The sequence below is a fragment of the Sphingomonas sp. 22176 genome (assembly GCF_052045505.1).
Lineage (GTDB): Bacteria > Pseudomonadota > Alphaproteobacteria > Sphingomonadales > Sphingomonadaceae > Sphingomonas.
Window position 1 is genome coordinate 219408 of record NZ_JBQEPL010000001.1, and the last position, 26164, is coordinate 245571.

At 68.5% G+C, this 26164-nt stretch carries 21 protein-coding genes; 5 read left to right on the forward strand and 16 right to left on the reverse strand.

The annotated features are described in order from the left end of the window. Positions 1-118: 118 nt before the first annotated feature. The 6 genes from ACTJKY_RS01075 to kdpF are packed head-to-tail and all read right to left on the reverse strand — an operon-like array spanning position 119 to position 6076. A complete protein-coding gene (locus ACTJKY_RS01075; RefSeq protein ID WP_440843625.1) occupies positions 119-805 on the reverse strand; it encodes a response regulator in 687 nt (228 codons plus the stop codon). Between the two features lie 8 nt (positions 806-813). Then, positions 814-1386, reverse strand: coding sequence for a potassium-transporting ATPase subunit KdpC (kdpC, locus tag ACTJKY_RS01080; RefSeq protein ID WP_440843626.1), 573 nt, complete (start codon positions 1384-1386; stop codon positions 814-816). 13 nt (positions 1387-1399) lie between these two features. Further along, on the reverse strand, positions 1400-2227 hold the full coding sequence (locus ACTJKY_RS01085; protein WP_440843628.1) for a transporter: 828 nt from the start codon (positions 2225-2227) through the stop codon (positions 1400-1402). A 14-nt stretch (positions 2228-2241) separates the two neighbouring features. Beyond that, positions 2242-4260, reverse strand: coding sequence for a potassium-transporting ATPase subunit KdpB (gene kdpB, locus ACTJKY_RS01090; protein WP_440843629.1), 2019 nt, complete (start codon positions 4258-4260; stop codon positions 2242-2244). A gap of 12 nt (positions 4261-4272) precedes the next feature. Beyond that, complete coding sequence (kdpA, locus tag ACTJKY_RS01095; protein WP_440843631.1) at positions 4273-5976, reverse strand: potassium-transporting ATPase subunit KdpA; 1704 nt, start codon at positions 5974-5976, stop codon at positions 4273-4275. A 10-nt stretch (positions 5977-5986) separates the two neighbouring features. Beyond that, entirely contained in the window at positions 5987-6076 is a 90-nt protein-coding gene (gene kdpF / locus ACTJKY_RS01100) for a K(+)-transporting ATPase subunit F (RefSeq protein ID WP_093295902.1), read from the reverse strand. Positions 6077-6329: 253 nt separating this feature from the next. Between kdpF and ACTJKY_RS01105 the strand changes: the two genes are divergently transcribed. After that, complete coding sequence (locus ACTJKY_RS01105; RefSeq protein ID WP_440843632.1) at positions 6330-8948, forward strand: DUF4118 domain-containing protein; 2619 nt, start codon at positions 6330-6332, stop codon at positions 8946-8948. An 84-nt stretch (positions 8949-9032) separates the two neighbouring features. Further along, entirely contained in the window at positions 9033-9734 is a 702-nt protein-coding gene (locus ACTJKY_RS01110) for a Crp/Fnr family transcriptional regulator (RefSeq protein WP_440843633.1), read from the forward strand. On the opposite strand, the gene ACTJKY_RS01115 is transcribed toward ACTJKY_RS01110, so the two are convergent. The 3 genes from ACTJKY_RS01115 to ACTJKY_RS01125 are packed head-to-tail and all read right to left on the reverse strand — an operon-like array spanning position 9724 to position 13554. Next, the gene (locus ACTJKY_RS01115; RefSeq protein ID WP_440843634.1) at positions 9724-11298 is read right to left on the reverse strand and encodes a tetratricopeptide repeat-containing protein; all 1575 of its coding nucleotides are present in this window, start codon (positions 11296-11298) and stop codon (positions 9724-9726) included. The genes ACTJKY_RS01110 and ACTJKY_RS01115 overlap by 11 nt on opposite strands. Before the next feature lie 55 nt (positions 11299-11353). Next, positions 11354-11971 carry a nucleotide synthetase gene (locus tag ACTJKY_RS01120; protein ID WP_440843636.1) on the reverse strand — a complete coding sequence of 206 codons (618 nt, stop codon included), beginning with the start codon at positions 11969-11971 and terminating at the stop codon, positions 11354-11356. Then, on the reverse strand, positions 11968-13554 hold the full coding sequence (locus ACTJKY_RS01125) for a toll/interleukin-1 receptor domain-containing protein (protein WP_440843638.1): 1587 nt from the start codon (positions 13552-13554) through the stop codon (positions 11968-11970). The genes ACTJKY_RS01120 and ACTJKY_RS01125 overlap by 4 nt, the downstream gene beginning before the upstream one ends. Positions 13555-13683: 129 nt before the next feature. Between ACTJKY_RS01125 and ACTJKY_RS01130 the strand changes: the two genes are divergently transcribed. Together ACTJKY_RS01130 and pdeM are read left to right on the forward strand one after the other, a co-directional pair. After that, positions 13684-15090, forward strand: coding sequence for a M20/M25/M40 family metallo-hydrolase (locus ACTJKY_RS01130; RefSeq protein ID WP_440843640.1), 1407 nt, complete (start codon positions 13684-13686; stop codon positions 15088-15090). 41 nt (positions 15091-15131) lie between these two features. Continuing rightward, the gene (gene pdeM / locus ACTJKY_RS01135) at positions 15132-15794 is read left to right on the forward strand and encodes a ligase-associated DNA damage response endonuclease PdeM (RefSeq protein ID WP_440843641.1); all 663 of its coding nucleotides are present in this window, start codon (positions 15132-15134) and stop codon (positions 15792-15794) included. A 24-nt stretch (positions 15795-15818) separates the two neighbouring features. Here pdeM and ACTJKY_RS01140 read toward each other — a convergent pair whose 3' ends face one another. From ACTJKY_RS01140 to ACTJKY_RS01165, 6 genes are all read right to left on the reverse strand, one after another. Next, the gene (locus ACTJKY_RS01140) at positions 15819-17666 is read right to left on the reverse strand and encodes a methyl-accepting chemotaxis protein (RefSeq protein ID WP_440843642.1); all 1848 of its coding nucleotides are present in this window, start codon (positions 17664-17666) and stop codon (positions 15819-15821) included. Positions 17667-17903: 237 nt separating this feature from the next. Further along, positions 17904-18629, reverse strand: coding sequence for a head GIN domain-containing protein (locus ACTJKY_RS01145; protein ID WP_440843644.1), 726 nt, complete (start codon positions 18627-18629; stop codon positions 17904-17906). A gap of 115 nt (positions 18630-18744) precedes the next feature. Continuing rightward, positions 18745-19278 carry a CarD family transcriptional regulator gene (locus ACTJKY_RS01150; protein WP_066722729.1) on the reverse strand — a complete coding sequence of 178 codons (534 nt, stop codon included), beginning with the start codon at positions 19276-19278 and terminating at the stop codon, positions 18745-18747. 254 nt (positions 19279-19532) lie between these two features. Next, entirely contained in the window at positions 19533-19871 is a 339-nt protein-coding gene (gene fdxA / locus ACTJKY_RS01155; protein WP_440843645.1) for a ferredoxin FdxA, read from the reverse strand. Positions 19872-19937: 66 nt separating this feature from the next. After that, complete coding sequence (locus tag ACTJKY_RS01160) at positions 19938-20249, reverse strand: RNA-binding S4 domain-containing protein (RefSeq protein ID WP_440843646.1); 312 nt, start codon at positions 20247-20249, stop codon at positions 19938-19940. After that, positions 20242-22719, reverse strand: coding sequence for a helicase-related protein (locus tag ACTJKY_RS01165; protein ID WP_440843648.1), 2478 nt, complete (start codon positions 22717-22719; stop codon positions 20242-20244). Before ACTJKY_RS01165 ends, ACTJKY_RS01160 begins: the two co-directional genes overlap by 8 nt. Positions 22720-22954: 235 nt before the next feature. On the opposite strand from ACTJKY_RS01165, the gene ACTJKY_RS01170 reads away from it, so the two are divergent. Further along, on the forward strand, positions 22955-24433 hold the full coding sequence (locus ACTJKY_RS01170) for a M23 family metallopeptidase (RefSeq protein WP_440843649.1): 1479 nt from the start codon (positions 22955-22957) through the stop codon (positions 24431-24433). A gap of 3 nt (positions 24434-24436) precedes the next feature. Here the strand turns inward: ACTJKY_RS01170 and ACTJKY_RS01175 are convergent, their stop codons facing one another. Then, a complete protein-coding gene (locus tag ACTJKY_RS01175) occupies positions 24437-26113 on the reverse strand; it encodes an ATP-binding protein (RefSeq protein WP_440843650.1) in 1677 nt (558 codons plus the stop codon). Between the last annotated feature and the right edge of the window lie 51 nt (positions 26114-26164).

A 26164-nucleotide genomic window follows, 5' to 3' on the forward strand; every position in this document is an offset into this window, starting at 1 on the left:
GACAAACTTCGTTCTTTGCGCAAACGTTGTCATTTGCGCATGAGGCGGGGAAGACGCGGGAAGAACATTCCGATGGGAGCACTTATCCTCCGCCTGACGGGGAGGACGACAAGGAGCGCTACGCCGCCACCAGCCGGTAGCCGACACCGGGTTCGTTGAGGATCAACTGCGGGCGGCTGGGGTCGGCTTCCAGCTTCTGGCGCAGGTTGCGCACGACGATGCGCAGATAGTCGAGCTGCTGGACATGCGCCGGCCCCCATACGTCGCGGAGCAGCTGGCCGTGCGCGATCACCCGATCGGGATGCGCCGCGAGCAGTGCCAGCACGCCATATTCCTTGGGCGCCAGATGCACCGCCTCCCCATCCTTGCGCACGCGGCGATGGAGCAAGTCGATCTCCACGCTGCCCACCACCAGATGCTCGCGCTCGGCCGATCCGGCGATCCGGTGGCGGAGCGCGGTACGCAGGCGGGCGAGCAGTTCCTCGGTGTCGAACGGCTTGGTGCAATAGTCGTCCGCGCCGAGATCGAGCGCGGCGACCTTCTCGCTGGTGTCGGTACGCGCCGAGACGACGATCACCGCCGCCCCGCCCGCCTTGGCCTGCTGGATCAGCTCGATGCCGTCGCGATCGGGCAGGCCGAGATCGAGCAGCACCGCATCGGGCTTGTCGATGCCGAAGGCGGCGATCGCCTCGCGCGCCGTCGCCGCCTCGATCACCTGGTGCTCTGCGCGGATAAGGGCCCCGCGCAGCAGCCGCCGGATATGGCTGTCGTCCTCGACGATCAGGACCTTGGTTGCACTCGCCATGGCTTCGCTTAGCGAGCGCCGCCCTGCCGGTCGAGCGCGAGATTGAGCGCAAGCACGTTGACGCGCGGCTCGCCGATGATTCCGAGCAGCGGGCCCTGCACGTTGGCGTCGACCAGCTGCGCGACGCGATCCGGCCCGATCCCTCGGGCCTGGGCGACGCGCGCGACCTGGAAACGGGCAGCCTCCGGGCTGATCTCCGGATCGAGGCCCGAGCCCGAGGCGAGTAGCAGATCGGCGGGCGCATCGGCGCCGAGGCGCTTCTGGTCGGCGGTCACCCGATCGACCAGCTTCTTTGATGCCGGGCCGAGGTTCGAACCGCCCGAGGCGAGTGGGTCGTAGCCATTGCCGGCGGCCGACGGGCGACCCTGGAAATAGCGGGGCCCGGCAAAGCTCTGTCCCAGCAGCATCGAGCCGCGCAGCTTGCCCGCATCGTCGCGCACCAGCGAGCCATTGGCCTGGGTCGGGAAGAGCAGCTGCCCGGCGCCGGTCACCACCAGCGGATAGACGATCCCCAGCAGCGCGGCGAAGATCAGGGTGAACAGGAGCGTGGGGCGGAGGCCGGAAACGAGATCGGAACGCATGGCGATATCCTCCTCAGAAGCGGGTGGAGACGCCCAGATAGACCTGGGCATCGGGGGTGGCCTGGTTCAGGCCGAAATTGGCGCCGAGATCGAGCTGCAGCGTCGGCCGCAGCAGATAGCTGGCGGCGACATCGGCCGAGGTCTGGGTGACATAGGCCGCCGGATCGAAGTTCCGGGCAACCCAGAACTCGCCGATCAGCGTGAACTTTGACGTAACCGCCTTGCCGAGATTGGCGGTGCCGACCAGCTGGGCATGATGGCCATGCCCGTCGCTGTCGGCGAGCACGTCGCCTTCAGGGCCGAAGGTCAGCGTAAAGCCCTTGGGCAGCGCGATGTTGACCGGCACCGCGACGCCGCCCTCGGTCTCGCCATTGCCGATGCCCGTCTTCGCCGTGGGGATCTTCACGAAGGGCAGCAGCGCGATCTGCACCTGCCCCGCCGGATCGGTGAGCCGCTGCTTCAGCCGCAGCGTGAGGTCGCCGACGCCGCGCAGCGTCTGGGTGCCCTCCGCGGTGCGGGTGCGGACGGTCGCATAGGGCGCGATGCTCGCCTCGATGTCGGTCGAGCCGGTCAGGCCGACTTTCAGCGTCGGGTTGGTGTAGAGGATCGTGTCGACGCGGGTGTCACCCGCATCGGTGCGGGTCCAGTTGCCGAGATCGGTCTCCAGCTGGACCATCCCCTGCGGCACGGTGCAGGCGAAGTTCGACTTGGTCGGGCGATCGGTGCACAGCGCCGGCGCTGCCGATGCCGTCGCCGCCGGCGCGGCAGGCACGCTGTCCTGCGCGAAGGCCGGAGCAGCAACGACGGTTAGCGACGCGAACGAAAGAAACGTACGGAACATGTTGATGCATATCCTCAGGCGAGGTGAAGGCCGGCGACGGCCAGGTCGATGAGCTTGATGCCGATGAATGGCGCGATGAGGCCGCCCAGGCCGTAGATGGCGAGGTTGCGGGCGAGCAGTTGCCCGGCCCCCATCGGCTTGTAGGTCACGCCCCTGAGCGCCAGCGGCACCAGGAACGGGATGATGATCGCGTTGAAGATCACCGCCGAGAGGATCGCGCTGGTCGGGCTCGACAGGCCCATCACGTTGAGCACGCCAAGGCCGGGATAGAGCGCGACGAACATCGCCGGGATGATCGCGAAATATTTGGCGACATCGTTGGCGATCGAGAAGGTGGTGAGCGCGCCGCGGGTCATCAGCAGCTGCTTGCCGAGGCCGACGATCTCGATGAGCTTGGTCGGATCGCTGTCGAGATCGACCATGTTGCCCGCCTCGCGCGCCGCCTGGGTGCCGGTGTTCATCGCCACGCCGACGTCCGCCTGGGCGAGCGCGGGCGCGTCGTTGGTGCCGTCACCGCACATCGCGACGAGCTTGCCGCCCTGCTGTTCCTGGCGGATCAGCGCGAGCTTGTCCTCGGGGGTGGCCTCCGCAAGGAAGTCGTCCACGCCGGCTTCGGCAGCAATGGCAGCGGCGGTGAGCGGGTTATCGCCGGTGATCATCACCGTACGGATGCCCATCCGGCGCAGCTCGGCAAAGCGCTCGCGCACCCCCGCCTTGACTACGTCCTTCAGCGCCACCGCGCCGAGCAGACGTCCGTTCCGGACCACCGCAAGCGGCGTCATGCCGCCGCGCGCGATGCCGTCGGTGATGCGCTTGAGTTCGGCAGCACCCGCCGCGTCCGGGTCCATCTTGAGAATGGAATCCACCGCGCCCTTCAGGATCACCGTGTCGCCCTGGCGCACGCCCGAACTGCGCGTCTGCGCGGTGAAGGGGATCACTTCGGCGTCAGCATCGAGCTTCGCGTCGAACGCGAATTTCTCGCGGCCCAGCGTGACGATCGAGCGGCCCTCGGGCGTCTCGTCCGCAAGGCTGGCGGTCAGCGCGGCTTCGGCCAGCGCACGTTCTTCAACGCCGGTCAGCGGATGGAAGGCGCTCGCCTGGCGGTCGCCGATGGTGATCGTGCCGGTCTTGTCGAGCAGCAGCACGTCGACGTCGCCTGCAGCCTCCACCGCGCGGCCGGACTTGGCGAGCACGTTGAAGCGCACCAGCCGGTCCATGCCCGCGATGCCGATCGCGGAGAGGAGCGCGGCGATGGTCGTCGGGATCAGCGTGATCAGCAGCGCCGCCAGCACCGCCACCGGGATCGCCCCGCCGGCATAGGTTGCGAAGGCCGGGATCGTGCCCACCGCGATCAGGAAGATGATCGTCAGGCCGACGAGCAGGATGGTCAGCGCGATCTCGTTCGGGGTCTTTTGCCGCTCGGCGCCTTCGACCAGCGCGATCATCCGGTCGAGGAAGCCCTTGCCGGGATCCTGGGTCACGCGAAGGATGATCTTGTCGGAGATGACGCGGGTGCCGGCAGTGACGGCCGAGCGGTCGCCGCCGGCCTCGCGGATCACCGGCGCGCTTTCGCCGGTGATCGCGGCCTCGTTGACCGAGGCGACGCCCTCGACGACTTCACCGTCGGCCGGGATCAGGTCACCGGTCTCGACCAGGACCAGGTCATCGCGCTGGAGGAGGTGCGCCTCGACCTTGCGCCAGGTCTCGCCGACGCCGGTGAGCTTCTTGGCCTCGAGCTCGGACTTGGTGGCGCGCAGCGACGCGGCCTGGGCGCGGCCGCGGCCCTCGGCCAGGGCTTCGGCAAAGGTGCCGAACAGCACGGTGAGCCACAGCCAGACGATCAGCTGGACCTGGAACCCCACCGGCAGCGGCTCGCCGCCGATCGCCAGCAGGACGGTGAGCAGCAGCGCGGCCACCGCAGTAGTGAACAGGATCGGGTTGCGGATCAGCTCGCGCGGGGAAAGCTTGCGGAACGCGTCCCCGATGGCCGGGCCGATCAGCTCGGCCGCGAAGATGGACTTGGGTGCAGACATTGCTTGTCGTCCTCAGAAGAGCTGGCCGCGGAGCAGGGTGACGTGATCGGCGATCGGCCCCAGCGCCAGGCTCGGCAGGAAGGTGAGCCCGCCCAGGATCAGGATGATGCCGACGAGCAGCCCCACCCACAGCACGCCGGTGGTCGGGAAGGCGCCGACGCCACCCGCCACCTGCTTCTTGGCGGCAAGGCTGCCGGCGATCGCCAGCACCGGCACGATCACGAAGAAGCGGCCGAGCCACATCGCGATGCCCAGCATGGCGTTGTAGAAGGGCGTGTTCGCCGAGAGGCCGGCAAAGGCCGAGCCGTTGTTGCCGGTCGCGGAGGTGAAGGCGTAGAGGATCTCCGAGAAGCCATGCGGGCCGTTGTTGGCGATCCCCGCCAGCCCCGCCGGCAGCACCGAGGCGAGCGCCGCGCCGCCCAGGATGCACAGCGGCAGCACGGCGACGGCGAGCACCGCCAGCTTCACTTCGCGCGCCTCGATCTTCTTGCCGACATATTCGGGGGTGCGCCCCACCATCAGCCCGGCGACGAACACCGAGAGGATGGCGAACAGCAGGAAGCCGTAGATACCGGCACCCACGCCGCCGACGACGATCTCGCCGAGCTGGATGTTGAACAGCGGGATCAGCCCGCCCAGCGCGGTGAAGCTGTCATGCATCGCATTGACCGCGCCGCACGAGGCTGCCGTGGTGACGACCGCGAACAGCGAACTGGCGACGACGCCGAAGCGCGTCTCCTTGCCCTCCATGTTCGCGCCGGCGACATGGATCGCGTGCAGTGCCGGGTTGCCGGCAGACTCCGCCGCATAGGTCACCGCTACGCCGCCGAGGAACAGCACCGCCATCGCAGCGAGGATCGCCCAGCCCTGGCGGGTGTCACCCACCGCCTTGCCGAAGGTCCAGGTGAGGCCGACGCCGACCAGGAAGATCGACAGCATCTGCACCAGGTTGGTGATCGCGGTCGGGTTCTCGAACGGATGCGCGGAGTTGGCGTTGAAGAAGCCGCCACCATTGGTGCCGAGCATCTTGATCGCTTCCTGGCTGGCGACGGGGCCGAGCACGATCGTCTGGCGCGCGCCTTCCAGCGTGGTCGCGTCGACGCTGCTGGCCAGCGTCTGCGGAACGCCGCTCGCCACCAGGAACAGCGCGTAAACGAGGCAGATCGGCAGCAGCAGGTACAGGACAATGCGGGTAAAATCGGCCCAGAAATTGCCGATGCCGCGCGCTTCCTTGCGGGCGAAGCCGCGGAACAGCGCGAAGGCGATGGCGATGCCGGTCGCGGCGGAGGTGAAGTTGTGCAGCGTTAGCCCTAGCGCCTGCGACAGGTTGGAGAGCGTCGATTCGCCCGCATAGCCCTGCCAGTTGGTATTGGTGGCGAAGCTGATCGCGGTGTTGAACGCGCCGTCCGCACCCATGCCGGCGAGCCCGCGCGGGTTCCACGGCAGCACCGCCTGCAGCCGCAGCACCGCATAGGTCAGCACCGCGAGCGCCAGGTTGAACAGGATCAGGTGCAGCGCATAGCTACGCCATCCCTGCTCGGCATTCGGATCGATGCCGCCGATGCGGTAGATGCCGCGCTCGACGGGGCCGAGCACGCGGTGCAACGGCGTGCGGCGTCCTTCGTAGAGTGCGAAGAGCCACAGGCCCATCGGCTTGGCGGCGGCCGCCAGGATGGCGACGAACAGGGCGATGAACGCCCAGCCTTGGAGTGTCATGCGGCCCTCCTCAGAAACGCTCGGGCCGCAGCAGCACCGCGACCAGATAGAGGAGAAGCGCGAGCGCGGTCGCGCCGGCGAGCATCAGGTGCAGGCCCATGCGCTCAGGCCTTCACGCACAGCTGGACGAAGACCAGCGTCAGCAGGAAAAGCCCGCCGAGCGCGGCGAGCCAGAAAATGTCGGACATGGGGTTGCCCCTTGCTTCATGCCGCCGGGTGGCGGTGTGGCACGCGATCTAGGTCTGGTGGCCGTTAAGCTTCGACGGCGAATGCCGGGGCCGGGCATTAAGATTCCATATAGTTGGGCGTTGGGGCGTGGCGCAGCGCGGGCGGCCGCACTAGCAAGGGCGGCGATGAACGACCGCCCCAATCCCGATGCGCTGCTGCGCGAAGCCCGGCGCGAGGCGCGCGGGCGGCTGAAGATCTTTCTCGGCGCCGCCCCGGGCGTGGGCAAGACCTTCGAGATGCTGCGCGAAGGCGCCGAGCGGCTGCGCGACGGGAAGGACGTGGTCATTGGCGTGGTCGAGACGCATGGCCGCGCCGAAACCGAGGCGCTGGTCGGGCCCTTCGAGGTGCTGCCTCGCAAGGCCGTCGAGCATCAGAGCCACCGGCTGGAGGAAATGGATCTCGACGCGATCCTCGCCCGCCGCCCCACGCTGGTGCTGGTCGACGAGCTCGCCCACACCAACGCCCCCGGCTGCCGCCACCCCAAGCGCTGGCAGGACGTGGAAGAGCTGCGCGACGCCGGCATCCATGTCTACACCACGCTCAACGTCCAGCATGTCGAAAGCCTCAACGACGTGGTGGCGAGCGTCACCCGGGTGCGCGTGCGCGAGACGGTGCCCGACGCGATCTTCGACGATGCCGAGATCGAACTGGTCGACCTGCCGCCGGACGAGCTGATCGACCGGCTGAAGGAGGGCAAGGTCTACGTCCCCGCCGAGGCCAGCCGCGCGCTCGCGCACTTCTTCTCCAAGGCGAACCTCTCGGCCCTCCGCGAAATGGCGCTGCGCCGCGCGGCGCTCAGCGTCGACCGGGCGATGCTCGATCATCTCGATGCGCTGGCCATGCCCGGCACCTTTGCCGCCGGAGAACGCGTGCTGGTGGCGGTGAGCGAACTCCCCGGCGGCGACGGGCTGGTCCGCGCGGGCAAGCGGCTTTCCGACGCATTGAAGGCGCCGTGGCAGGTCGTGTTCATCGAGACCCCGCGCGCCGAACGCTTCCGCCCCGAGCAGCGCCGCCGCGTCGCCGAGACGCTGCAGCTCGCGAGCAGCCTTGGCGCGACCGTCGCCACCGTGCCCGCCGCCACCGTGATCGACGGGCTGCGGACCCACCTCTCCGGTATGCGCGCGACGCAACTGGTGATCGGCCGCTCGCGCCGGAGCTGGTGGTTCGAGCTGCGCCACGGCTCGGTGGTGGAATCGATGCTGCGCGCCAGCCAGGGCGTGGCCGTGCATGTCCTGCCCTCGACCGAGGAGCGGGTCCGCGAGCGCCGCGCCCCCGCCCTGCCCGCGCTCGGCCGCTGGCAGGAGCATCTGCTCGGCGTCCTCGCCGTGGCATTGACGGTGATCCTCGGTCGGCTGACCCTGCCGCTGATCGGCGCGGGCGGCACCGACCTTCTCTTCCTGCTGCCGGTTATCCTGATCGCCTTCCGCTCGGGCTTCGGGCCGGGCGTGTCGACCGCGATGATCGGCGGGCTCGCCTACAACTTCTTCTTCCTGCCGCCGCTCTACACCTTCACCATCGGCGAGCCGCAAAGCGTGCTCACCTTCTTCGTGCTGACCGGCATCGCGCTGTTCACCGCCAACCTCACCGGACGGCTGCGGACGCGGGCGACGCTGGGCACGCGCAGCGCACAGGAGAATGCCGCCGTCGCCGCCTTCGGCCAGGCACTCGCCCGCGCCTCGGATACCGAGTCCACCAGCCGCGTCGTCTGCGAAGAGATCGCCCGCCTGCTCGACGTGTCGGTGCTGCTGCTGATCCGGCGCGACGGCGCGCTGACCCGGATCGCCAGCTGCCCGGAGGATGCGCCGCCGATGGGCGCGGTCGATCATGCCGCCGCCGAATGGGCGTGGAGCAGCGGCGAGGCGGGCGGGGTCGGTACCGGCACGCTGATCGCCGCCGACTGGCAGTTCCACCCCTTGCGCACCAGCCTGGGCGTGCTCGCGGTGATCGGCCTTGCCGCGCCCGACGGCCGCGAGCCGATTACCGCCGACCGCGCGGTGCTGCTCTCCACGTTGCTGGGCCAGGCGGCCTTGGCGCATGAGCGGCTGCGGCTGGAGCAGGACGTGCGCGAAGTCTCGGTGCTGCGCGAGCGCGATCGGCTGCGCGCCGCCCTGCTCTCCTCGATCGGCCACGATCTGCGCACCCCGCTCACTTCGGTCGCAGCCGCGGTGGATGCGCTCGCCCATGCCCATCCCGACGAGCCCGCCACCGCCATCGCCCGCGCCGAAGTCGCCCGGCTGCGGCGCTTCCTAGACAATTTGATCGACATGGTGCGCATCGATGCCGGCGCCATCGCGCTGAGCCTCGAGCCGATCGACCTCACCGACGCCGCCGCCGCCGCCGTCTATGACCTGCGCGACGTACTCGCCGGGCGCGAACTGGTGCTGCGCGTGCCGCCCGATCTGCCGCTGGTCCGCGCCGATCCGCGGCTGCTCCACCACATCCTGCTCAACCTGCTCTCCAACGCCGCGGTGCATGGCGGCGGCGGCCCGATCGAGATCCTCGGCGAGCGTCGCCCCGATGCGGTGCGGTTGGGCGTCCGCGACCATGGCCCGGGCCTGCCCCCCGGCGAGGAAGCGACGATCTTCGAGACCTTCGCGCGCGGCACCGGCAGCGATCGGGCGGGCGGCAGCGGGCTGGGGCTCGCCATCGCCAAGGGCTTTGCCGGAGCGATGTCCGCGCCGATCCGGGCGATGGATGCCGAAGGCGGCGGGGCGCTGTTCGCGGTCGATCTCCAGCCGGTGTGAATCGGCGGCATGATTATGGGATAAAACATCCAAATCCGACGCCGTGCCTCCGGATCGGACTTGCCATGCCGCGCTGCAGCCAACATGGTGGCAACACAGTTTTACATCGAAACGCAGGGCGTGGGGGCAAGCGAGATCGACCTGGCGACGCGGTTCGCCCAACTCTTCGCGTGCAGCGAAGCGGTCGCGGCCGAACTGGCCGGGGCGGCGATGCTCCGTCGCTGCCCGCAAGGTGCCACCGTCGTCCATCAGGGCGAGATGCTGGGCCGCGTGCTGGTACTGCTCGAAGGCCATGTCCGCGCCGCGATGGTGACGCTGGACGGCCGCGTGCTCCAGATCGCCGAACATCACCCCGGAGACATCTTCGGCGGCGTCGATCCCGGCCGCGAGCAGGCGAGCGACTGCACCGCCACCATGGCCACCCAGATCGCCAGCTTCGCCACCGCCGACTTCTATGCGTTCGCCGAGCGCCATGCCTGTGTCGGCATCGTGCTGGCCCGCGCGATGGTGCGCCAGTTCGGCGCGCTCAGCCAGCTCGTCTCCGCACGGCTGACGCTTTCCGCAAACGGCCGCGTCCATGCCGAGCTTCTGCGACTAGCCCGCGAGCAGGACGGGCGCTGGATCCGCCCGCTGCCGGTGCTGTCCGACCTGGCGTTGCGCGTGCAGACCGCGCGCGAGACCGTCTCCCGCGCCGTCTCCGCGCTCGAGAGGCGCGGCATCGTCCAGCGGCACGAGGACGGGCTGGAGATCGTCGCCCCCGCCCGCCTCGAAGCGCTTATCGTCTGAACCGCGGCTTGAGCGCGTAGACCGTCGTCGGCGCCTGGCCGACAAGCGCCATCTCGCCCACCAGCTCGGCGCGCCCCGCATCCGCCTCGCACGCGGCGAGGCTGGCGGCGAAGGCTTCGCTGGCGAAGGTGGCGCCGGCGGTGGTCACCCCCAGCAGGCGTTCGGCAAGATCGAAGGCGCCGCCCAGCAGCACCGGCGCGCCGGTCACCGGATCGTCGATCGAGGTGGCCAGCCCGATATGCAGCGCCTGGCGGAACGGCCCGCTCGCGCCCAGCGTCGCCGACAGCCGCACCGCGGCGGCATAGGCCTGGCTGGTGCCCTCGAACGCGATCAGCAGCCGCCGCGAGGTCCAGCGGATGGCGAGCGTCGGTGTGTGGCACAGTGCCTGACGCAGCGCCGGCAGGCGCCCCGCCACGTCGCGGTCGAGCACCAGGAAATCCTCGCCCTCGCCGCCGAGCAGGTCGACCGCAAGCACCGAGATCACCTGCGGCGCGGTGCGATCGGCGCCCTGCGGACCCGAGGGCGCGCGCAGCGGCAGCAGATGCTGGCGCCGCCCGGCCTTGCGCCACAGCCCGCCGGCATGCGCGCTTTGCCCGACCTCGTCGACCGAGGCGGGGCCGAGCAGCAGCTGCACCGCTTCGGACTGGAGCAACCCGGCATGCATCGCCGCGCGGCCCATCGCGACGAGATCGGCGAGTCGGACCGAAGGCATGAACGCCCCCGGGCTCGCCTCGCCCATTTCCTGGACGCTGGCGGCCTCGGCCAGCGCCGCCTCGAAGCGGGTCACCCAGCCTTCGCCATGCGGGCGCACCGAGCGATCGACGAACGCCGCGACGTCGCCGGGCAGCACCACATGGAGCTCGGCGCCGCGCGCGATCAGCCGCTCGGCGATCAGCAGGTCGGCGCCGGCGGCGAGCGCGCCATAGCCGAAGCCCACCCGCTCCTGCGCCAGCAGCGCATCGATCGAATCGGAAAGCGCCGCCACGTCCTCGGGCAGCCGCATATGGCCGGCGAAATGGAGGCTGCGCGGCGGGCGATAGGCATCGAGCCATGCCGCCGACACGCCCTGCTCGGCAAGGATCACGCCGAACTGGCGCAGCGTCGAGGCATGGTCCTCCCAGGCGAGCGGCGCCGCGCCGATCGCGCGGGCGAGCGCGGTCTCGGCGGCGTCGCGGTCGCCGCTAAGCAGCAGCGCCTCGGCCTCGGTCGCGCCGAGCCAATAGGGGGTTTCGTCGGGAACGCCGGCCTGGAGCAGTTCCTGCACATCGGCGGCGAGCGCCCGGCTGCCCGCCATGTCGCCGGCGATCAGCGCGAGCGTCGCCGCGTTGATCAGCGGATAGGGGGCCGGCGCCAGCTGCGCCGCCGCGCTATAGGCGGCGGCGGCTTCGCGGGCGTGCTGCCGCCGGGCCTCGCCGGCGAGCAGCAGCGCCTCGTCCTTGAGGAGCCTGCCGCGCAGGCTGAGCACGGCGGGATCGTCCGCGACGCGGTCATAGCCCGCGTCGCGAAACATCCGCCAGGCGAGATCGAGCGCACCGGCACGCGCCTGGGCCGTTATCGCTAGCACACTCGATGTCATCCTACCCGGCATACTCCCCTAAAGCGTTGCAGCGAAGCCTCGTTCAATCGTTGTCGCCGGGCTCCTGCGGCTTCGGATCCTTCGGCGGATGATTGCCCTGGTTCTCGACGTCCGGATCGATGATCGTCGGCATGCGCATTCCTCCTTGCAAAAAGTCTACGTAAAGATTGAGTCCTTCGCACGTCTTACGGTGCTGCGGATCGGTGACATACTCGACGAAAAACCCGACGGCAGCGATCCTGCCGTTGTTATCGAGCAGCGGGAAGGCACGGCGATACTTGCCATCCGGATATTCATGCTTGGTGCTTACATACAAGCTGTTGGGCGTATATTCCCAAAAATTGCCGATCAGCTTGAAAATGACGCAGCAAGGCTCACGGACGACAATGTCGAGCGGCGTTGGAGGGGGAGTCGTCGGGCCGGCGAGGACAGGCTTGATGTTCGGCGGGGCGACGACGAAGTCGCGGACGATTTTGGTAAAATCGTCCGTAGCAGTCACTTCCTTTCCGTTGCCAAATTCATCAACATCCTCATATCCTTCGATAAGAAAATTCAAATTACTCAGCGGATTTCCGCCCGCGCTGCTAGCAAAAATCTGGTACCGCTTGATCAGCTTTATGGAAGATGGCGGGAGCATCGACAGAGGAAATTGACCGTTCATTTATTTTTCCCTTCCATTTTTCGGAGCTCGTCCTGCATCTCCTTCAACCTAGCTGCGAGTTCTTGATTTTTGGTATCCAATTCCGTCATTGTACGGAGGTCTGCGACGGCTTTACGCATACCGCGTCGAGCCGTCTCGATGTCGCCGCGACGATACTGCACGCCGGCGAGCGCTCGTTCCGCCCAAACCAGCATACGCCGGTTGCGGGCATTCTGCGGGTCCTGCTCCAAAAGACGGTTAAGCAGCGCGATCTGCTGGCGCCGAAGCTCAAGCACTGCATCCACATTGCCGACAACGACATACGCATCGGCCAGCCACCCCTGCCGATTGGCGACATCGCGCCAGCGCTGCTCCGAATTTGGCTCATGCCGGGCCAAGGCCTCCGTTACGCGAAGAGCCTCGCTGCAGAGCGCGACCACCCTATCCGCTACCCGTTGCTCCATCCGCAGCGAACATAGATTCCCGGCCGCGTAAGAGGCTTCTTCCCCACTGCGCGGATCGGCGGGATTAAGTGCTATTAGCCGATGGGCCAGCGCGGCATACGCCTCAAAATGCGGCTCCGTCGCCGCCAGTTCTCCAGCCTTGAAGTGCAGCAGGCCAAGGTAAAACTCGCTCTGCGCATGCGCGAACACGATATCGTACTGATCCGGCTCGCGATCGATCAGCGCGTGGGTGATGCGGTTGGCCTGGAGGAAGGCGGCGCGGGCGCGGGCGGTCTCCTTGGCCTCCATCGCATCCTCGCCCATCGTCATGATCGCGCGGGCGCGGCGGGCGAGGACGTCGGGGGGCAGCGTCCCCAGATCCTGCTCGCCATAATAGCGCAGCGCGCGCGCATTGGCTTCCCGAAGCACGTCGAGCCGGCCGACCTCTTTCAGCCGGCCCCGCAAATCGGTCAGCATGAATTCCACCAGCCCCTCCGCCTGGGCACGTCGAGCCTCCGCCTCCCCGCGGGCCCGCACGGCCAGGATCGTCAATCCGGCCATGGCTAGCAGCAAAAGAATCGCGAGCGCCGTGACGGCCGTCACGCGCCGCACCCGCGCCTGCGCATCGCGCTGCACCAGCGCGTCGAGCGGCACCCCCACCGCGCCGGCGACCAGCTTGAGCAGCGCCAGCCGCTTGCCATCCTTGCCCGCGCGGAAATCGGCGGCGAGCGGCTCGGTCTCCGCACCCTCGGCGGTGCGTCGCAGCGGCAGCGGCAGCGCCTCGGCCGGTTCACCGGCGAACAGCGCGGCAAGCACCGGGCGATCGGGATGGAGTTCGCGGAACAGCGCGATCTCGCGCGCCACCCATTGCGAGGCGGCCCCCGCTGGGGTGCAGACGACGATCAGGCAGGCGGAGTCGGCCAGCGCCGCGCGCACCTCGGCGCTCAGGTCGCTGGCGGCGGAAAGTTCGTCGAGATCGCGGAAGATGCGCCCCAGCCGCCGCGGCACCGGCCCGAACGCCGCCTCGCGCCCGACCAGCTTGGCGGGAATGCGATAGCGCTCCAGCGCGCGGTGCAGCCAGCGCGCGCGGGCCCGATCGGCGTGATTGTAGCTGATGAAGGCGCCGTAGCGCGCGTTCGCCTCGATCCCTGTCGTTGTCACGCGGTCCCTTCCCCGGCCGCGTTTATCTCAGAGCGTCCGGGGAGCGGCAACCCTTTCGGCACGCTTCCGAGACAGGCTGTACCTCTGCCGGGGTTGCGGGCGGGCGCGGCGAGGCATAGCTGCAGCTCCATGACCGACTCCGTCCTTGCGATCGCCGATGCGCAGCTCGATTCCAGCATCGAGCGCCTCGCCGCGCTGATGCGCGTGCCCTCCATCTCCACCGATCCGGCCTATGCCGCCGACTGCCGCCGCGCCGCCGAACAGCTCGCCGCCGAGCTGGCGGACCTCGGCTTCGCGGCGCGCGTCGCCGATACGCCGGGGCATCCGATGGTTGTCGCGCACCATGACGGCGACGGGCCGCACGTGCTGTTCTACGGCCATTACGACGTCCAGCCGGTGGATCCGATCGAACTCTGGACGCGCGACCCGTTCGATCCGTGGATCGACACCCGCGCCGACGGCTCCAAGACCATCGTCGGCCGCGGCGCCTCGGACGACAAGGGCCAGCTGCGCACCTTCGTCGAGGCTTGTCGTGCATGGAAGGAAGCGGAGGGCCGCCTGCCCTGCCGCGTCACCATCCTGTTCGAGGGCGAGGAAGAATCGGGCTCGACGAGCCTGGAGCCCTTCCTCCACGCTCATGCCGAAGAGCTGAAGGCCGACTTCGCGCTGATCTGCGACACGCTGATGTGGGACCGCGACACCCCCGGCATCACCATCGGCCTGCGCGGCATGGCCGCGGGCCAGGTGACGGTGCGCGGCCCCTCGCGCGACCTCCACTCGGGCCTGTACGGCGGTGCGGCGCGCAACCCGCTCCAGCTGCTCGCGGGCATCCTCGGCGAGATGAAGGACGCAGACGGCCGGGTTACGCTCGACGGCTTCTATGACGGCGTGCCGGATACCGATCCGACCGTGCTGGAGAGCTGGAACAAGCTCGGCTTCGATGCGGGCGAATTCCTCGGCGAGATCGGCCTGCGCGTGCCCGCGGGCGAGGCGGGCAGGACCGTGCTCGAGCAGGTCTGGTCGCGCCCGACCGCCGAGATCAACGGCATGTGGGGCGGCTATACCGGCGAGGGCTTCAAGACGGTGATCCCCGCCGAAGCGCACGCCAAGGTGAGCTTCCGGCTGGTCGGCACCCAGGATCCGGACCAGGTGTGGGAGGCCTTCCAGACCCATGTCCGCACCCGCCTGCCCGAGGATTGCTCGGCCGAGTTCGTCACCCGCGGCCCCGGCAGCTTCGCGATCAGCCTGGCGAGCGACAGCGGTCCGCTCGCGGCGACGCAGGGTGCGCTCGATGCCGAATGGGGCAAGTCCGCGCTGCTCGGCTGCGGCGGCTCGATCCCGGTGGTCAACTCGATCCGCTCGATCCTGGGTATGGACAGCGTGATGGTCGGCTTCGCGCTGCCCGATGACAATATCCACTCGCCCAACGAGAAGTACGAGCTGAAGAGCTTCCACAAGGGCATCCGCTCCTGGGTGCGCATCCTGGGGGCTCTCGGCGAGACGGCCGCAGTCGAGCGCGCGACGGTCGCCGCCTGATCAGCATTGACGCCGGCGAACGGAAGCGGGATAGCAGACCCATGGTTCCCCTTTCGTTCGCCGGCCATGACTTTCGCGCGCTGCCTGAAGGCGCGCTCTACTGGCCGGCACGGCGGGCGCTGCTCGTCGCCGACTTGCATTTCGAGAAGGCGAGCTGGTTCGCGCTCGGCGGCCAGATGCTGCCGCCCTATGACACGCTGGCGACGCTATCGGCGCTTACCGCGTTGCTCGAGCGGGTGGCGCCGATCGAGCTCTGGTGCCTGGGCGACAGTTTCCACGACGTCGAAGGCTGCGAGCGGCTGCCCGCGCAGGCCCGCGCGATGCTGACGGCGCTGACCGGCGGCCTCGCCTGGCACTGGATCACCGGCAACCATGACTCGGTGCTGGTCGATCATTGCGGCGGGGTGGTGCACGAGGAGGCCGAGGTCGATGGCCTGGTGCTGCGCCACGAAGCCGAGGCCGGCGAGCCGCGGCCGGAACTATCCGGCCACTTCCACCCCAAGCTGCGCCTCACCGTGCGCGGGCGCCATGTCGCCCGGCGTTGCTTCGTGGCGACCGGCACCAAGCTGATCCTGCCCGCCTTTGGTGCGCTTACCGGCGGGCTAGACGCGGGACATCCGGAGATCGTCCGCGCCGTGGGCCCCGGCGCCGAGGCGCTGGTGGCGACGGAGCGCAAGCTGCTGCGGTTCCCGCTGGCAGCCTGAGCTCCGTCCCTTGCTAGCGGGCGGTCAGAAGCTCGCCCAGTCCGATGCGTCGACCGTGCTGCTGCGCACTTCGGCGACAGACTTGGCCCGCGGGGGACGCGGCGCCGCCGCGGCGCTTTCGCGGCGCACGGCCGGGCTGGGCGATGCCGGACGTCGGCCGCCGGTGTTGAAGCGCATCGCCTGTGCCTTGAGCGAGCCGACCTCCGAAGCGAGATTGCGGGCAGCGGCGGAGGTCTGCTCCACCATCGCGGCGTTCTGCTGGGTCATCTGATCGATGCTGCCGATGGCGGTGGCCACCTGACTCACGGTCGACGCCTGCGCCTGGTTGTCGGTGGCCATCGTCTCGAGCAGCCCGTGCACCTCGTTCACATCGCCGACGATCGCGCCGAGCGCCTGGTCGACACGACGAACCATTTCCGCCGCCTCGGTAACATCGGCCTGGGTGGCGGTAAGCTGATCGCGGGCGCGGCCGGCCTCCTCTTCCGCCCGCATCGCCAGCGCCGAGACGAGATCCGCAACCACTGCGAAGCCGCGGCCGGCCTCGCCGGCCCGCCCCGCCTCGACGGCCGCGTTCATTGCAAGCACGCGGGTCTGGAAGGCGATCTTGTCCAGGCCCTCGATCACATTGTCGATGCCCTTGGCGCTTTCGGAAACCCGAGTCATCGCCTGCATCGCCTCGTCGGCAACACTGCGGCCCGAATCCACCACGCCGATGGCGCCATTCGCCCGCTCCACCGTCTGCACGGCAGCGGTCGCGGTGTTCTTGATGCGCTGGTTCATCTCGGTAACGGCCGCCGACGTCTCTTCCAGGCTGGCCGCCGCCCCCTCGGTGCGACGCGCGAGATCCTCGCCGGCCTGGGCGATCTCGGCCGAACCGGTGGAAATCGTCTCGGCGCTTTCGATCACCGATGCGATCAGCTCGCGCAGCGCGGCGATGGCGGCGTTGAAGTTGTCGCGGACCACGGCATATTCGGGCGCGAACGGCGTGTCGATCGATGCGGTGAGGTCGCCATCCGCCAGACGCTTGAGGCGCTCCTCGAGCGTCTCGACGACCAGCTGCTGCGCGGCATCGCTGATCGCCTTGGCCTTGGCGCTCGCAGCCTGCTCGACTGCCACTTGCTTGAACACGAGCACCGATTTGGCCATCGCGCCGACCTCGTCGCCACGATCGATGCCCGGCACCTCGGCTGCGTGATTGCCGGCGGCCAGCGCCCGCATCGCATCCTGCAGCCGCGCCAGCGGGCTGACGATCTGCGCCTTCGATACCCAGGCGGCGATACCCATGGCGACAACGATGGCGGCCACGGCGGACAGCAGCAGCATGGTCTGCAGCGACTCTGAGCCGGCGCTGAGCCCGTTCGAAATGTGCTGGGCATCCACCACCCGACGATCGTTGATCTTGACGAGCGTGCTGATGATCTGCGTCGCCACGTCGTCTGAGCTGGCAAGCTCGCGCTGTGCGGCGGCGTCGTCGTTCCGAAGACCCAGCGCGATGGCTTTCTGCAGCTTTGCATGCAGCGCATCGAGCTGTGCGCGGATCGGGGTCAGCGCGGCGGCCTGATCGGGTTCCTTTTTCACCACCGCGTCGAGGATGTCGGCCGCCTTGGTGTAGACGTCCTTCTCGTCGTCGGCGGCGGCACGTGCCGCAGCAGACCCGCCGTCATAGGACATGGTCTTGTAGCCGTCGTAGATCATCGCCGTCGCCAACCGCGAGGTGCGGACGAGCTTGACCGTATCCGGCAGCTGGTTGTCGACGATGTTGCTATAGCTGCTGTCGGCCGTCATCACGTTCCGACCGCCGATCCAGGCGACACCCAAGGTCACCACCGCCAGCGCCGCCAAGAGCAGCAGAATCTTCAGCTGAATCTTCAAATTCGAAAAGGCAATCACCGCGAACCCCCAGCGCTGAGCAGCTGCTCATGTCCATCTATCCCAAGCCAACTTTATAGAGCCGACTTGGCGAGGACGCGGGATTTGCCCTTGGAATCATGCAGATTTGGCGCATCGCAACCTGTGTCTTGCAGGCCAGACGTGCGGTGGAAAAGCAAAGGGACTCGCAGTTGTGGAGAGGGCGGTCGCGCTACCCGGCCGCCCTGCCACCCGGTCCGTTTACGAGCACTTCGCCTCGCCCGAGCCGATCTTGCTCACCTTGCACTGCGCCCCGCCCCGCAGTTCGACATCGCCCGAGCCGACCATCGAGACCGAGGCAGGTCCGGCGACGTTAGCTCGCACATTGCCCGAACCCGCGACGGACACGTCGGCGCGCTTGGCGGTAAGCTGCTGCCCGCGCAGGTCACCCGAACCGGCAACGGATACGTCCAGATCATCCGTACGGCCGGCCACCGTCATGTTGCCGGACCCTGCGACCGAGAGCGAGGCCTTGGTCGTCGCAAGCGCAGCGATGTCGAGGTCGCCCGAGCCTGCGACTACCGCCTCGAACGCTCCCTCCGCCCGGGTCACCCGCATCGTGCCCGAACCGGCCACGGTGGCGTTTGCCAGTCGTGGCAGGACAACGTGGATCTTGGGCGCGCCGCCCTTGTCCCATAGGATGCCGGCGCGATTCTTGCGGCCGATATTGAGCGTCTTGCCGTCGAGACGGATGTCGAGCTGATCGAGCACCGCCGGGTCGCCCTCCGCCTGGACCGAAAAGTCTGCGCCGGTTCGCACGTCGACATCGTCCGAACCCTTCAGCGCGACGCCGGTGAAATCCCGTGCGGCGAAGCTGCGGGTCGTGCCGGTGCCGCTGGCTTCGGCGGGCGTACCCTTGTTGTCGCTCCAGCTGGTATGGCACGCCGCGGCGAGCGGGAGCAGGACGAGGGCGAGCAACGGACGCATGAAAAACCTCCCGGATCGTGTGTTGTAGCCATAATACACGATCCGGGCGTAACGAAAAGGGGGCGCGAGCCCGTGGCTCCGCCCCCTTTTGATCCGACCCTTCGGGTCCTCGCCGTCAGGCGGGAACCTTGTCCTTGTTGTGGATCGCTGCGGCCTTGCGCAGGATATCCAGGATCTTCTCCAGCGCCGCCGGCTCGTCGATCTCTTCCATCGCCGCCAGTTCGCGGGCGAGGCGGCTGGCCGCGCCTTCGAAGATCTGGCGCTCGGAATAGCTCTGCTCGGGCTGATCGTCGGCACGGAACAGGTCGCGGACCACTTCGGCGATCGACACGAGGTCGCCCGAGTTGATCTTGGCTTCATATTCCTGGGCGCGGCGCGACCACATGGTACGCTTGACCTTGGGCTTGCCCTTCAGCGTATCGAGCGCTTCGCGAAGCGTCTTGTCGCTGGAAAGCTTGCGCATGCCCACGCTCTCGGCCTTGTTGGTCGGCACGCGGAGCGTCATCTTCTCTTTTTCGAAACGCAGGACGTAAAGCTCGAGCTGCATTCCAGCAATTTCCTGCTTTTGCAGCTCGATCACACGGCCCACGCCGTGCTTGGGGTAAACGACATAATCGCCGACATCGAAGGACAGCGCCTTGGCAGCCATGTGCGAGGAACCTTTCGTGAATTACCGGCCCCGGTTGGATTGTGGAACCCATCCAGGCGCGCTTGGCGCGGCGGACGAGGGAACACGGGGCATACGCTAGCGTCTCCGGGCGAAAGCGAGTCTTTCTGCCTTCGTCCCGCGCTATTTAACACGCTCGTAATAAAATTACCAGTGAAAGGTCACGCGCACGGCGCATAAATCCCTGCGCCATGCTCCATTTCGGGGCCGTCGCGGCGGGCACTGCCCGCCGGGGGTCAGTCGCCGGTGCCGGGATTTGCCGAGAAATATTTGTCGAACTTGTCGGTCTCGGCCTTCATCGCATCGGCATCGGCCGGCGCTTCACCCTTGGTGGTGATGTTCGGCCACTGCTCGGAATAGGTGCGGTTGAGCTCCAGCCACTTTTCCAGGCCGTTCTCGGTATCGGGCAGGATCGCCTCGGCCGGGCATTCCGGCTCGCACACGCCGCAATCGATGCATTCGCTGGGGTTGATGACGAGCATGTTCTCGCCCTCGTAGAAACAGTCGACCGGACAGACCTCGACACAGTCCATGTACTTGCACCGGATGCATGCGTCGGTGACGACATAGGTCATTTGGGAAACGGTCCTTGGTTGCGAACGATCAATGCGGGGCCCTGCTATGCGCGCAGGGCGCGCACGTCAATCAGGGTACAGGGGCTGAACGTCCCGATCGGTGACGAGATCCTCGTAGCATAGCCGCGCCTCGCCCGGCGGCCCGCGCCGGATCGGCAGCGCCTCCACGCGCAGCACGCGCACCCTGCCCTGGATCGGGAAGGCGAGAATCGACCCCACCCGCACCGAAGCGGCGGAACGCTCCACCCGGCGGCCGTCGATCCGCAGCAGCCCCTTTTCGCACAACGCCTGCGCCGCGCTGCGCGTCTTCACGATCCGCGCATACCAGAGGAAGCGATCCAGCCGCATCGCGGGTCCGTGCCCCGAAGGCTCAGCCATTGCGGAGCGCCGCCAGCGCCGCGAAGGCATTGCCGGGCACCGCCACCGGCTTGGGTTTGGCGAGCGGGGTAAGGCCCTGCCAGATCCAGCGCTGCGGTGCATCGGCATCGCCGCGTGCGGTACGGAAACCCATCTGCGCCATCAGCCGGGCGATCGTCTCGGGTTTGAGGCCGATCGAGGTGGCGAGCGCCGGATCGGGGGCGAAGGGCTTGCGACCCTGGCGCGCCTCGTGCGCCGCACGCGCAATGCGCTCGACCAGGTCGACACGCACCGCCTGCGCACCGAACGGGCGGAAGCCGTGGACGAGATCGGCCCCCTTGGCGTCGCGCGGCAGCACCACGGCGGCATCGGGCGGCCCCTGCTCCAGCCCCATCAGCGCGCGGCGCCGGGCCGCGGCACGCGGCTTGAGCAGCGAGGGCGCGAACACATCGAGCGTACCGATCGTCATGCCTATCTTGCGCAGCCGATGTCGGGCAGGCCCGTCCAGTGCTTCGAGCATTGACCCGGCTGCACGGCGCGGCAGCAGCCCGCCCTGCTCCAACAGCGCATTGGCCAGCGCACGCAACGGTGCCCCAGCCGCTTCTTCGCGGGTGATCGCATCCAGCTTGGCGAGCACCGGCAGATCGGCCGCGACCCGCTCGGCAAACCAGCGCTCCAGCCGCGCCTGCACGGCAGCCTTCGCCTGCGGATCGAGCACATCGAGCGCGCGATCCAGCTGCACGCGCGGCCGCACCAGATTCGCGCCGGGCTTGAGCAGCGCGACGTCGTGCCCGCGCCAGTGGAGCGCGGTACCGACCTGCGCAAGCTCCGCATCGGGCGCCTCTGCCAGTGCCCAACCGCGCCGACGATACTCGCCCGCCAGTCTTTTCTCTGCAGCGGCGAGCAGCATGCGTTTGTCGCCCGCCCGCGCCTCGGCGGCGACGGTGAAGCGGAAGCCCTGCAGCGTGCCGAGCGGATGCTCCTCCACGCTCACTTCGCCCTCGGCCCCGATCGTCACCGGCAGGTTCGAGGCATCGGCGCCGATCTGGCGGAGCAGCACCGTCGTGCGTTTGTCGACGAAACGCTGGGTGAGGCTGGCGTGGAGCGCATCGGAGAGCTTCTCCTCGATGGCGCGGGTGCGCTCGGCCCAGTGGGCGGGTTGCTCCAGCCAATCGGCACGATGCGCGATATAGGCCCAGCTGCGCGCCGCGGCGATGCGGCCGGCGAGCGTCTCGACATCGCCGCCCATATTGTCGAGCCGCTGGATCTCGTCGGCGAACCATTGGTGCGGCACATGCCCGCGGCCCTCGGAGAGGTGTCCGAAAAGCCGCCCTACGAAGCGCGCATGCGGATCGACGCCGAGCTTGCGAAAATCGGGCAGCCCGCACGCCGCCCACAACCGCGCGACCATGCGCGGGTGCCGGACGCGGTCGCGGACCCAGCTTTCCTCGGCCAGCCGCTTGAGCACGGCGAGATCGGTCGCCTGGGGGGCAGCACGCAACACCTCGGCGTCGGGCTTGCGCTCCAGGCTGCCGATCAGCGCGTCGATACTGGCGAAATCGGGCTCGCCGTCGCGCCAGTAGAGATGCTCGAGCCTGGGCACCTGGTGCCCCTCGATCGCCAGCACCTCCTCGGGCGTGAACGCGCTCGGCCCTTCCGCGTGGAGCGCACCGAAGGTGCCGTCCTTCTGGTGACGCCCGGCGCGGCCGGCGATCTGCGCCATCTCGGCGATGGTCAGCCGGCGCTGGCGCCGCCCGTCGAACTTGTGGAGCGAGGCGAAGGCGACATGGTGGACGTCCATGTTGAGCCCCATACCGATCGCGTCGGTGGCGACGAGATAATCGACCTCGCCGGCCTGGAACATCGCGACTTGCGCATTGCGAGTACGGGGGCTGAGCGCGCCCATCACCACCGCAGCACCGCCGCGTAAGCGCCGCAGCGCCTCGGCCACGGCATAGACTTCCTCAGCCGAGAAGGCGACGATCGCCGAGCGGCGCGGCAGACGGGAAAGCTTCTTGGCGCCGGCATAGCTGAGCGTCGAGAAGCGCGGACGGCCGACGATCTCCGCCTCCGGCACCAGCGCCTTGAGCATCGGCCGCAGGCTGTCCGAGCCGAGGATCATCGTCTCCTCGCGGCCGCGAGCGCGCAGCAGCCGATCGGTGAAGACGTGGCCGCGCTCCGGATCGGCGCCGAGCTGCGCCTCGTCGAGCGCCACGAACGCCGTCTCGCGCTCCAGCGGCATGCTCTCGGCCGTGCAGCAGAACCAGCGCGCCTTCGGCGGCAGGATTTTTTCCTCGCCGGTGATCAGCGCGACTTCGGTCGGGCCCTTCATCCGGACGACCCGATCATACACCTCGCGCGCCAGCAGCCGTAGCGGGAAGCCGATCATGCCGCTGGCATGGCCGCACATCCGCTCGACGGCGAGGTGGGTCTTGCCGGTGTTGGTGGGCCCCAGCACTGCCGTGACGGGCGAACGGGCGAACTGGCTCATGTCGAATCCAAGATCGGCGCCCGCGCGGCATTAGGCAACTCCTTGCCGCCGCTTTTCCACGACTTCGTGACGGTTGCGCCCGATCCGGCCGTTTCGCCGCAGCCGCTGCACGGGTGAGCGCGTGCGGCATCACCGGGCGGCTAACTTAATTTGACTTTAAGACCGTGATTCCAGAGTGATTTGATGGACGCGCCGCTTCTTGCCGCGCGCAATCGGGTCTTAGGGGCAGCACGGCTTGTTCTTTCGCGACGATCATGGCTCGGGCCTTGCCGGCGGCGGCGGTGGCCTGGCGCGCGCGATACCGGCCGTCGTCCCCACGCGGATCGGCAAGCGGCTGGCGACGCTGGATCTGGTGCCCGACCTCGGGGCGGACATCGGCTCTCCGACCTGGTTCCGCGGCGCCGCGACCTGCGCTGCGCTGTGTGCCGCCACCTGGATGCTGTCGCCGGGCTTCGACCGGCCGATCGCGGGCATCCTCCCCGCGCCGCTGACCGGCGAGGCGGAGCAGGCGCAGCAGGCGCAAGCGATCGCGCCGCTTGCCAAGGGATCGCGCACCGGCGTCCATGTCGCCGCGACCAGCCTGGTCAAGCCGCTCACCGACACGCCCGAACGCCCGGTCATCGAGCATGAAGCGCGGCTCGCCAGCGGGACGATGCTGCGCGGCGTGCTGCAGCGCTCGGGCGTGGGCGAGGCGGATGCGGGCATCGTTGCCAGCCTCGTTTCCGGCGCGATGCCGCTCGGCCAGATCCAGCGCAACACCGTGCTGGAAATGACGCTGGGCCGCCGCACGGACACGTCGCAGCCGCGCCCGCTCGAAAAGCTGGCCTTCCGCGCCGCGTTCGATCGCCGGATCGAGGTGGTCCGCACCGGGGCCGCGCTCGCCATCAAGTCCATCCCGATTGCGATCGACCATACGCCGCTGCGCGTGCAGGGGCTGATCGGGTCGAGCCTCTACCGCTCCGCCCGCGCTGCCGGCGCCCCGGCCAAGGCGGTCGAGACCTTCCTGCGCACGCTCGCCAGCCGGGTCTCGGTGTCCAAGCTGGGATCGTCCTGCAAGTTCGACCTGATCCTCGGCCAGGCACGTGCCGCGACCGGCGAGGTCCAGTACGGCCAGCTGATGTATGCCGGCGTCACCGGCTGCGCCAACGGCGTCCAGCTCGCCCCCTGGGAGAGCGACGGCAAGACCGAATGGTTCGATGCCAGCGGCACCGGCAGCAAGACCGGCATGATGACGATGCCGGTCAACGGCCGCTTCTCCTCGGCCTTCGGCATGCGGATGCATCCGATCCTCGGCTTCACCCGGATGCACAAGGGCATCGACATCGCCGCGCCTTATGGCTCGCCGGTCTTTGCCGCAGTCGACGGGGTGGTGCGCGTGGCGGGCGGCGCCTCGGGCTATGGCAACCTCGTGCGCATCGATCATGGCGGCGGCTTCGCCACCGGCTATGCGCATCTGAGCAAGGTGATGGTCCACCCCGGCCAGTCGGTGCGCAAGGGCCAGCAGATCGGCCGCAGCGGCAATTCGGGCCTGTCGACCGGCCCGCACCTCCATTTCGAGACGACCCGCAACGGCGTGGCGGTCAATCCGCGCGCGGTGTCTTTCACGTCGGTACGGCGCCTTGCAGGCGGTGCGCTCGGTGCGTTCCGCGCCAGGCTGCACGGCCTGATGGCGGTCCCGGTCGGCCATGGTGCGCAGAAGGAAGAAGCCGAGTAGGCGTTACCGCCCCTGCGAGCGCCAGCGGCGGATCGTCCGCTCCAGCATCGCCTCTTCGCCGCCGACTTCGCGCCACAGCTCGGAGAAGAGCGGATCGTCCGAGGCCGGGCGTTTGGCGGGCTCCAGATCGTCGAACAGCAGCCGCACCGGGGTCGCGACGCCCTCACCCACCGCGATGCATTCGCGGTTGCGCAGCGCCGGGATCGCGTCGAGGAACCCCCGCGCGCCTTCCGGCATCGCCGCGCGGACGAAGGCCTGGTCGCGCTCGTTGTTGAGCCGCATCGAGAGGATGGTGCCGCACTGCGAGAGCACGCCCTCGGCCAAATCCGATGGGCGTTGGGTGATCAGCCCCAGCGACACGCCATATTTGCGCCCTTCCTTGGCGATGCGGCTGAGGATCCGCCCCACCGACGAGCCATCGGCATTGCGTTCGTTGGGCACATAGCGGTGCGCCTCCTCGCAGACGAGCAGCACCGGCCGCTTTGCTTCGCCACGCGACCAGATCGCATAATCGAACACCATCCGGCTGAGCACCGCGACGACGACGCTCGTGATCTCGTTGGGCACGCCCGACACGTCGATGATCGAGATCGGCTTGCCGTCGCCGGGCAGGCGGAAGATGCGCGACAGGAACGCCGCCATCGTGTCCGCCACCAGCATGCCGGAGAACATGAAGGCGTAGCGGGGGTCGCCCTTCACCTCGTCGATCTTGCTCTTGAGGCGGAGATAGGGCGCCGTGTCGGTCGCCTTGTCCATCTTGCCCATTTCGAGCGTGAGCGCGTTGGTCAGGTCCGAGAGCAGATAGGGCACCGGCGCATCGACGGTGAGCTTGCCGATCTCCTGCCCGATCCGATTCTTCGAGCGCGCGGCGAGCAGGCACTTGGCGAGGATGTCGGCATCCACCTGCCGGTCGCTGCCCTCGCTGGTGAGGAACACCTCGCAATGTTCCTCGAAGTTCATCAGCCAATAGGGGAGCTGGAGGTTCGACACGTCGAACAGCGCGCCGTTGTGCTGGAAGGCGCTGCCATATTCGCCGTGCGGATCGATCATCACGACATGGCCCCGCGGCGCCAGCTCGCAGATGCGGTGGAGAATAAGGGCTGCGGACGTCGACTTGCCGGTACCGGTCGAGCCGAGCAGCGCGAAATGCTTGCCGAGCAGCGCATCTACATAGAGCGCGGCGCGGATGTCCCTGGTCGGGTAAACGGTGCCGATCTCGATATGCGGGCGCTCGTCGGCGGCGTAGATCTGGCGGAGATCGGCGGTGGTGACCGGGAAGACCTCGGCACCGGGCGTCGGGTAGCGGGTGACGCCGCGGCGGAAGCGGTAGAGCTTGCCGGTCAGCTTCTCCTCGTCGCCCTCGCCGAGGAAATCGATCGCCGCCGCGACGCGCGCACCCGAGGGATCGAGCCGCGCGGTGCGGATGCTGGCGATCAGCCAGGCACTGCCGACGCGGATCTTGACCTGCGCGCCGACCTGGCCGGCATTGGCGAGCGCGGCATCGCCGCTGCCGGCAAGCGCGTCGAGTTCGGCAAGATCGAGCAGCACCTGGCTCGATGCGCCGGCGATCTCGAATACCGCGCCGATCGCGCGTGCGGCACCAGGCATGCGCGCCGCGGAAAAGCCGCCGCCGCCCGTCGCTTCTCCTTCGAACCCACCAACGCGAAACTGGCCTTCCATCGTGCATCCCCCAAAAAGGCGGGGGCAGCATGCGCAGGACGAGGTAAATTT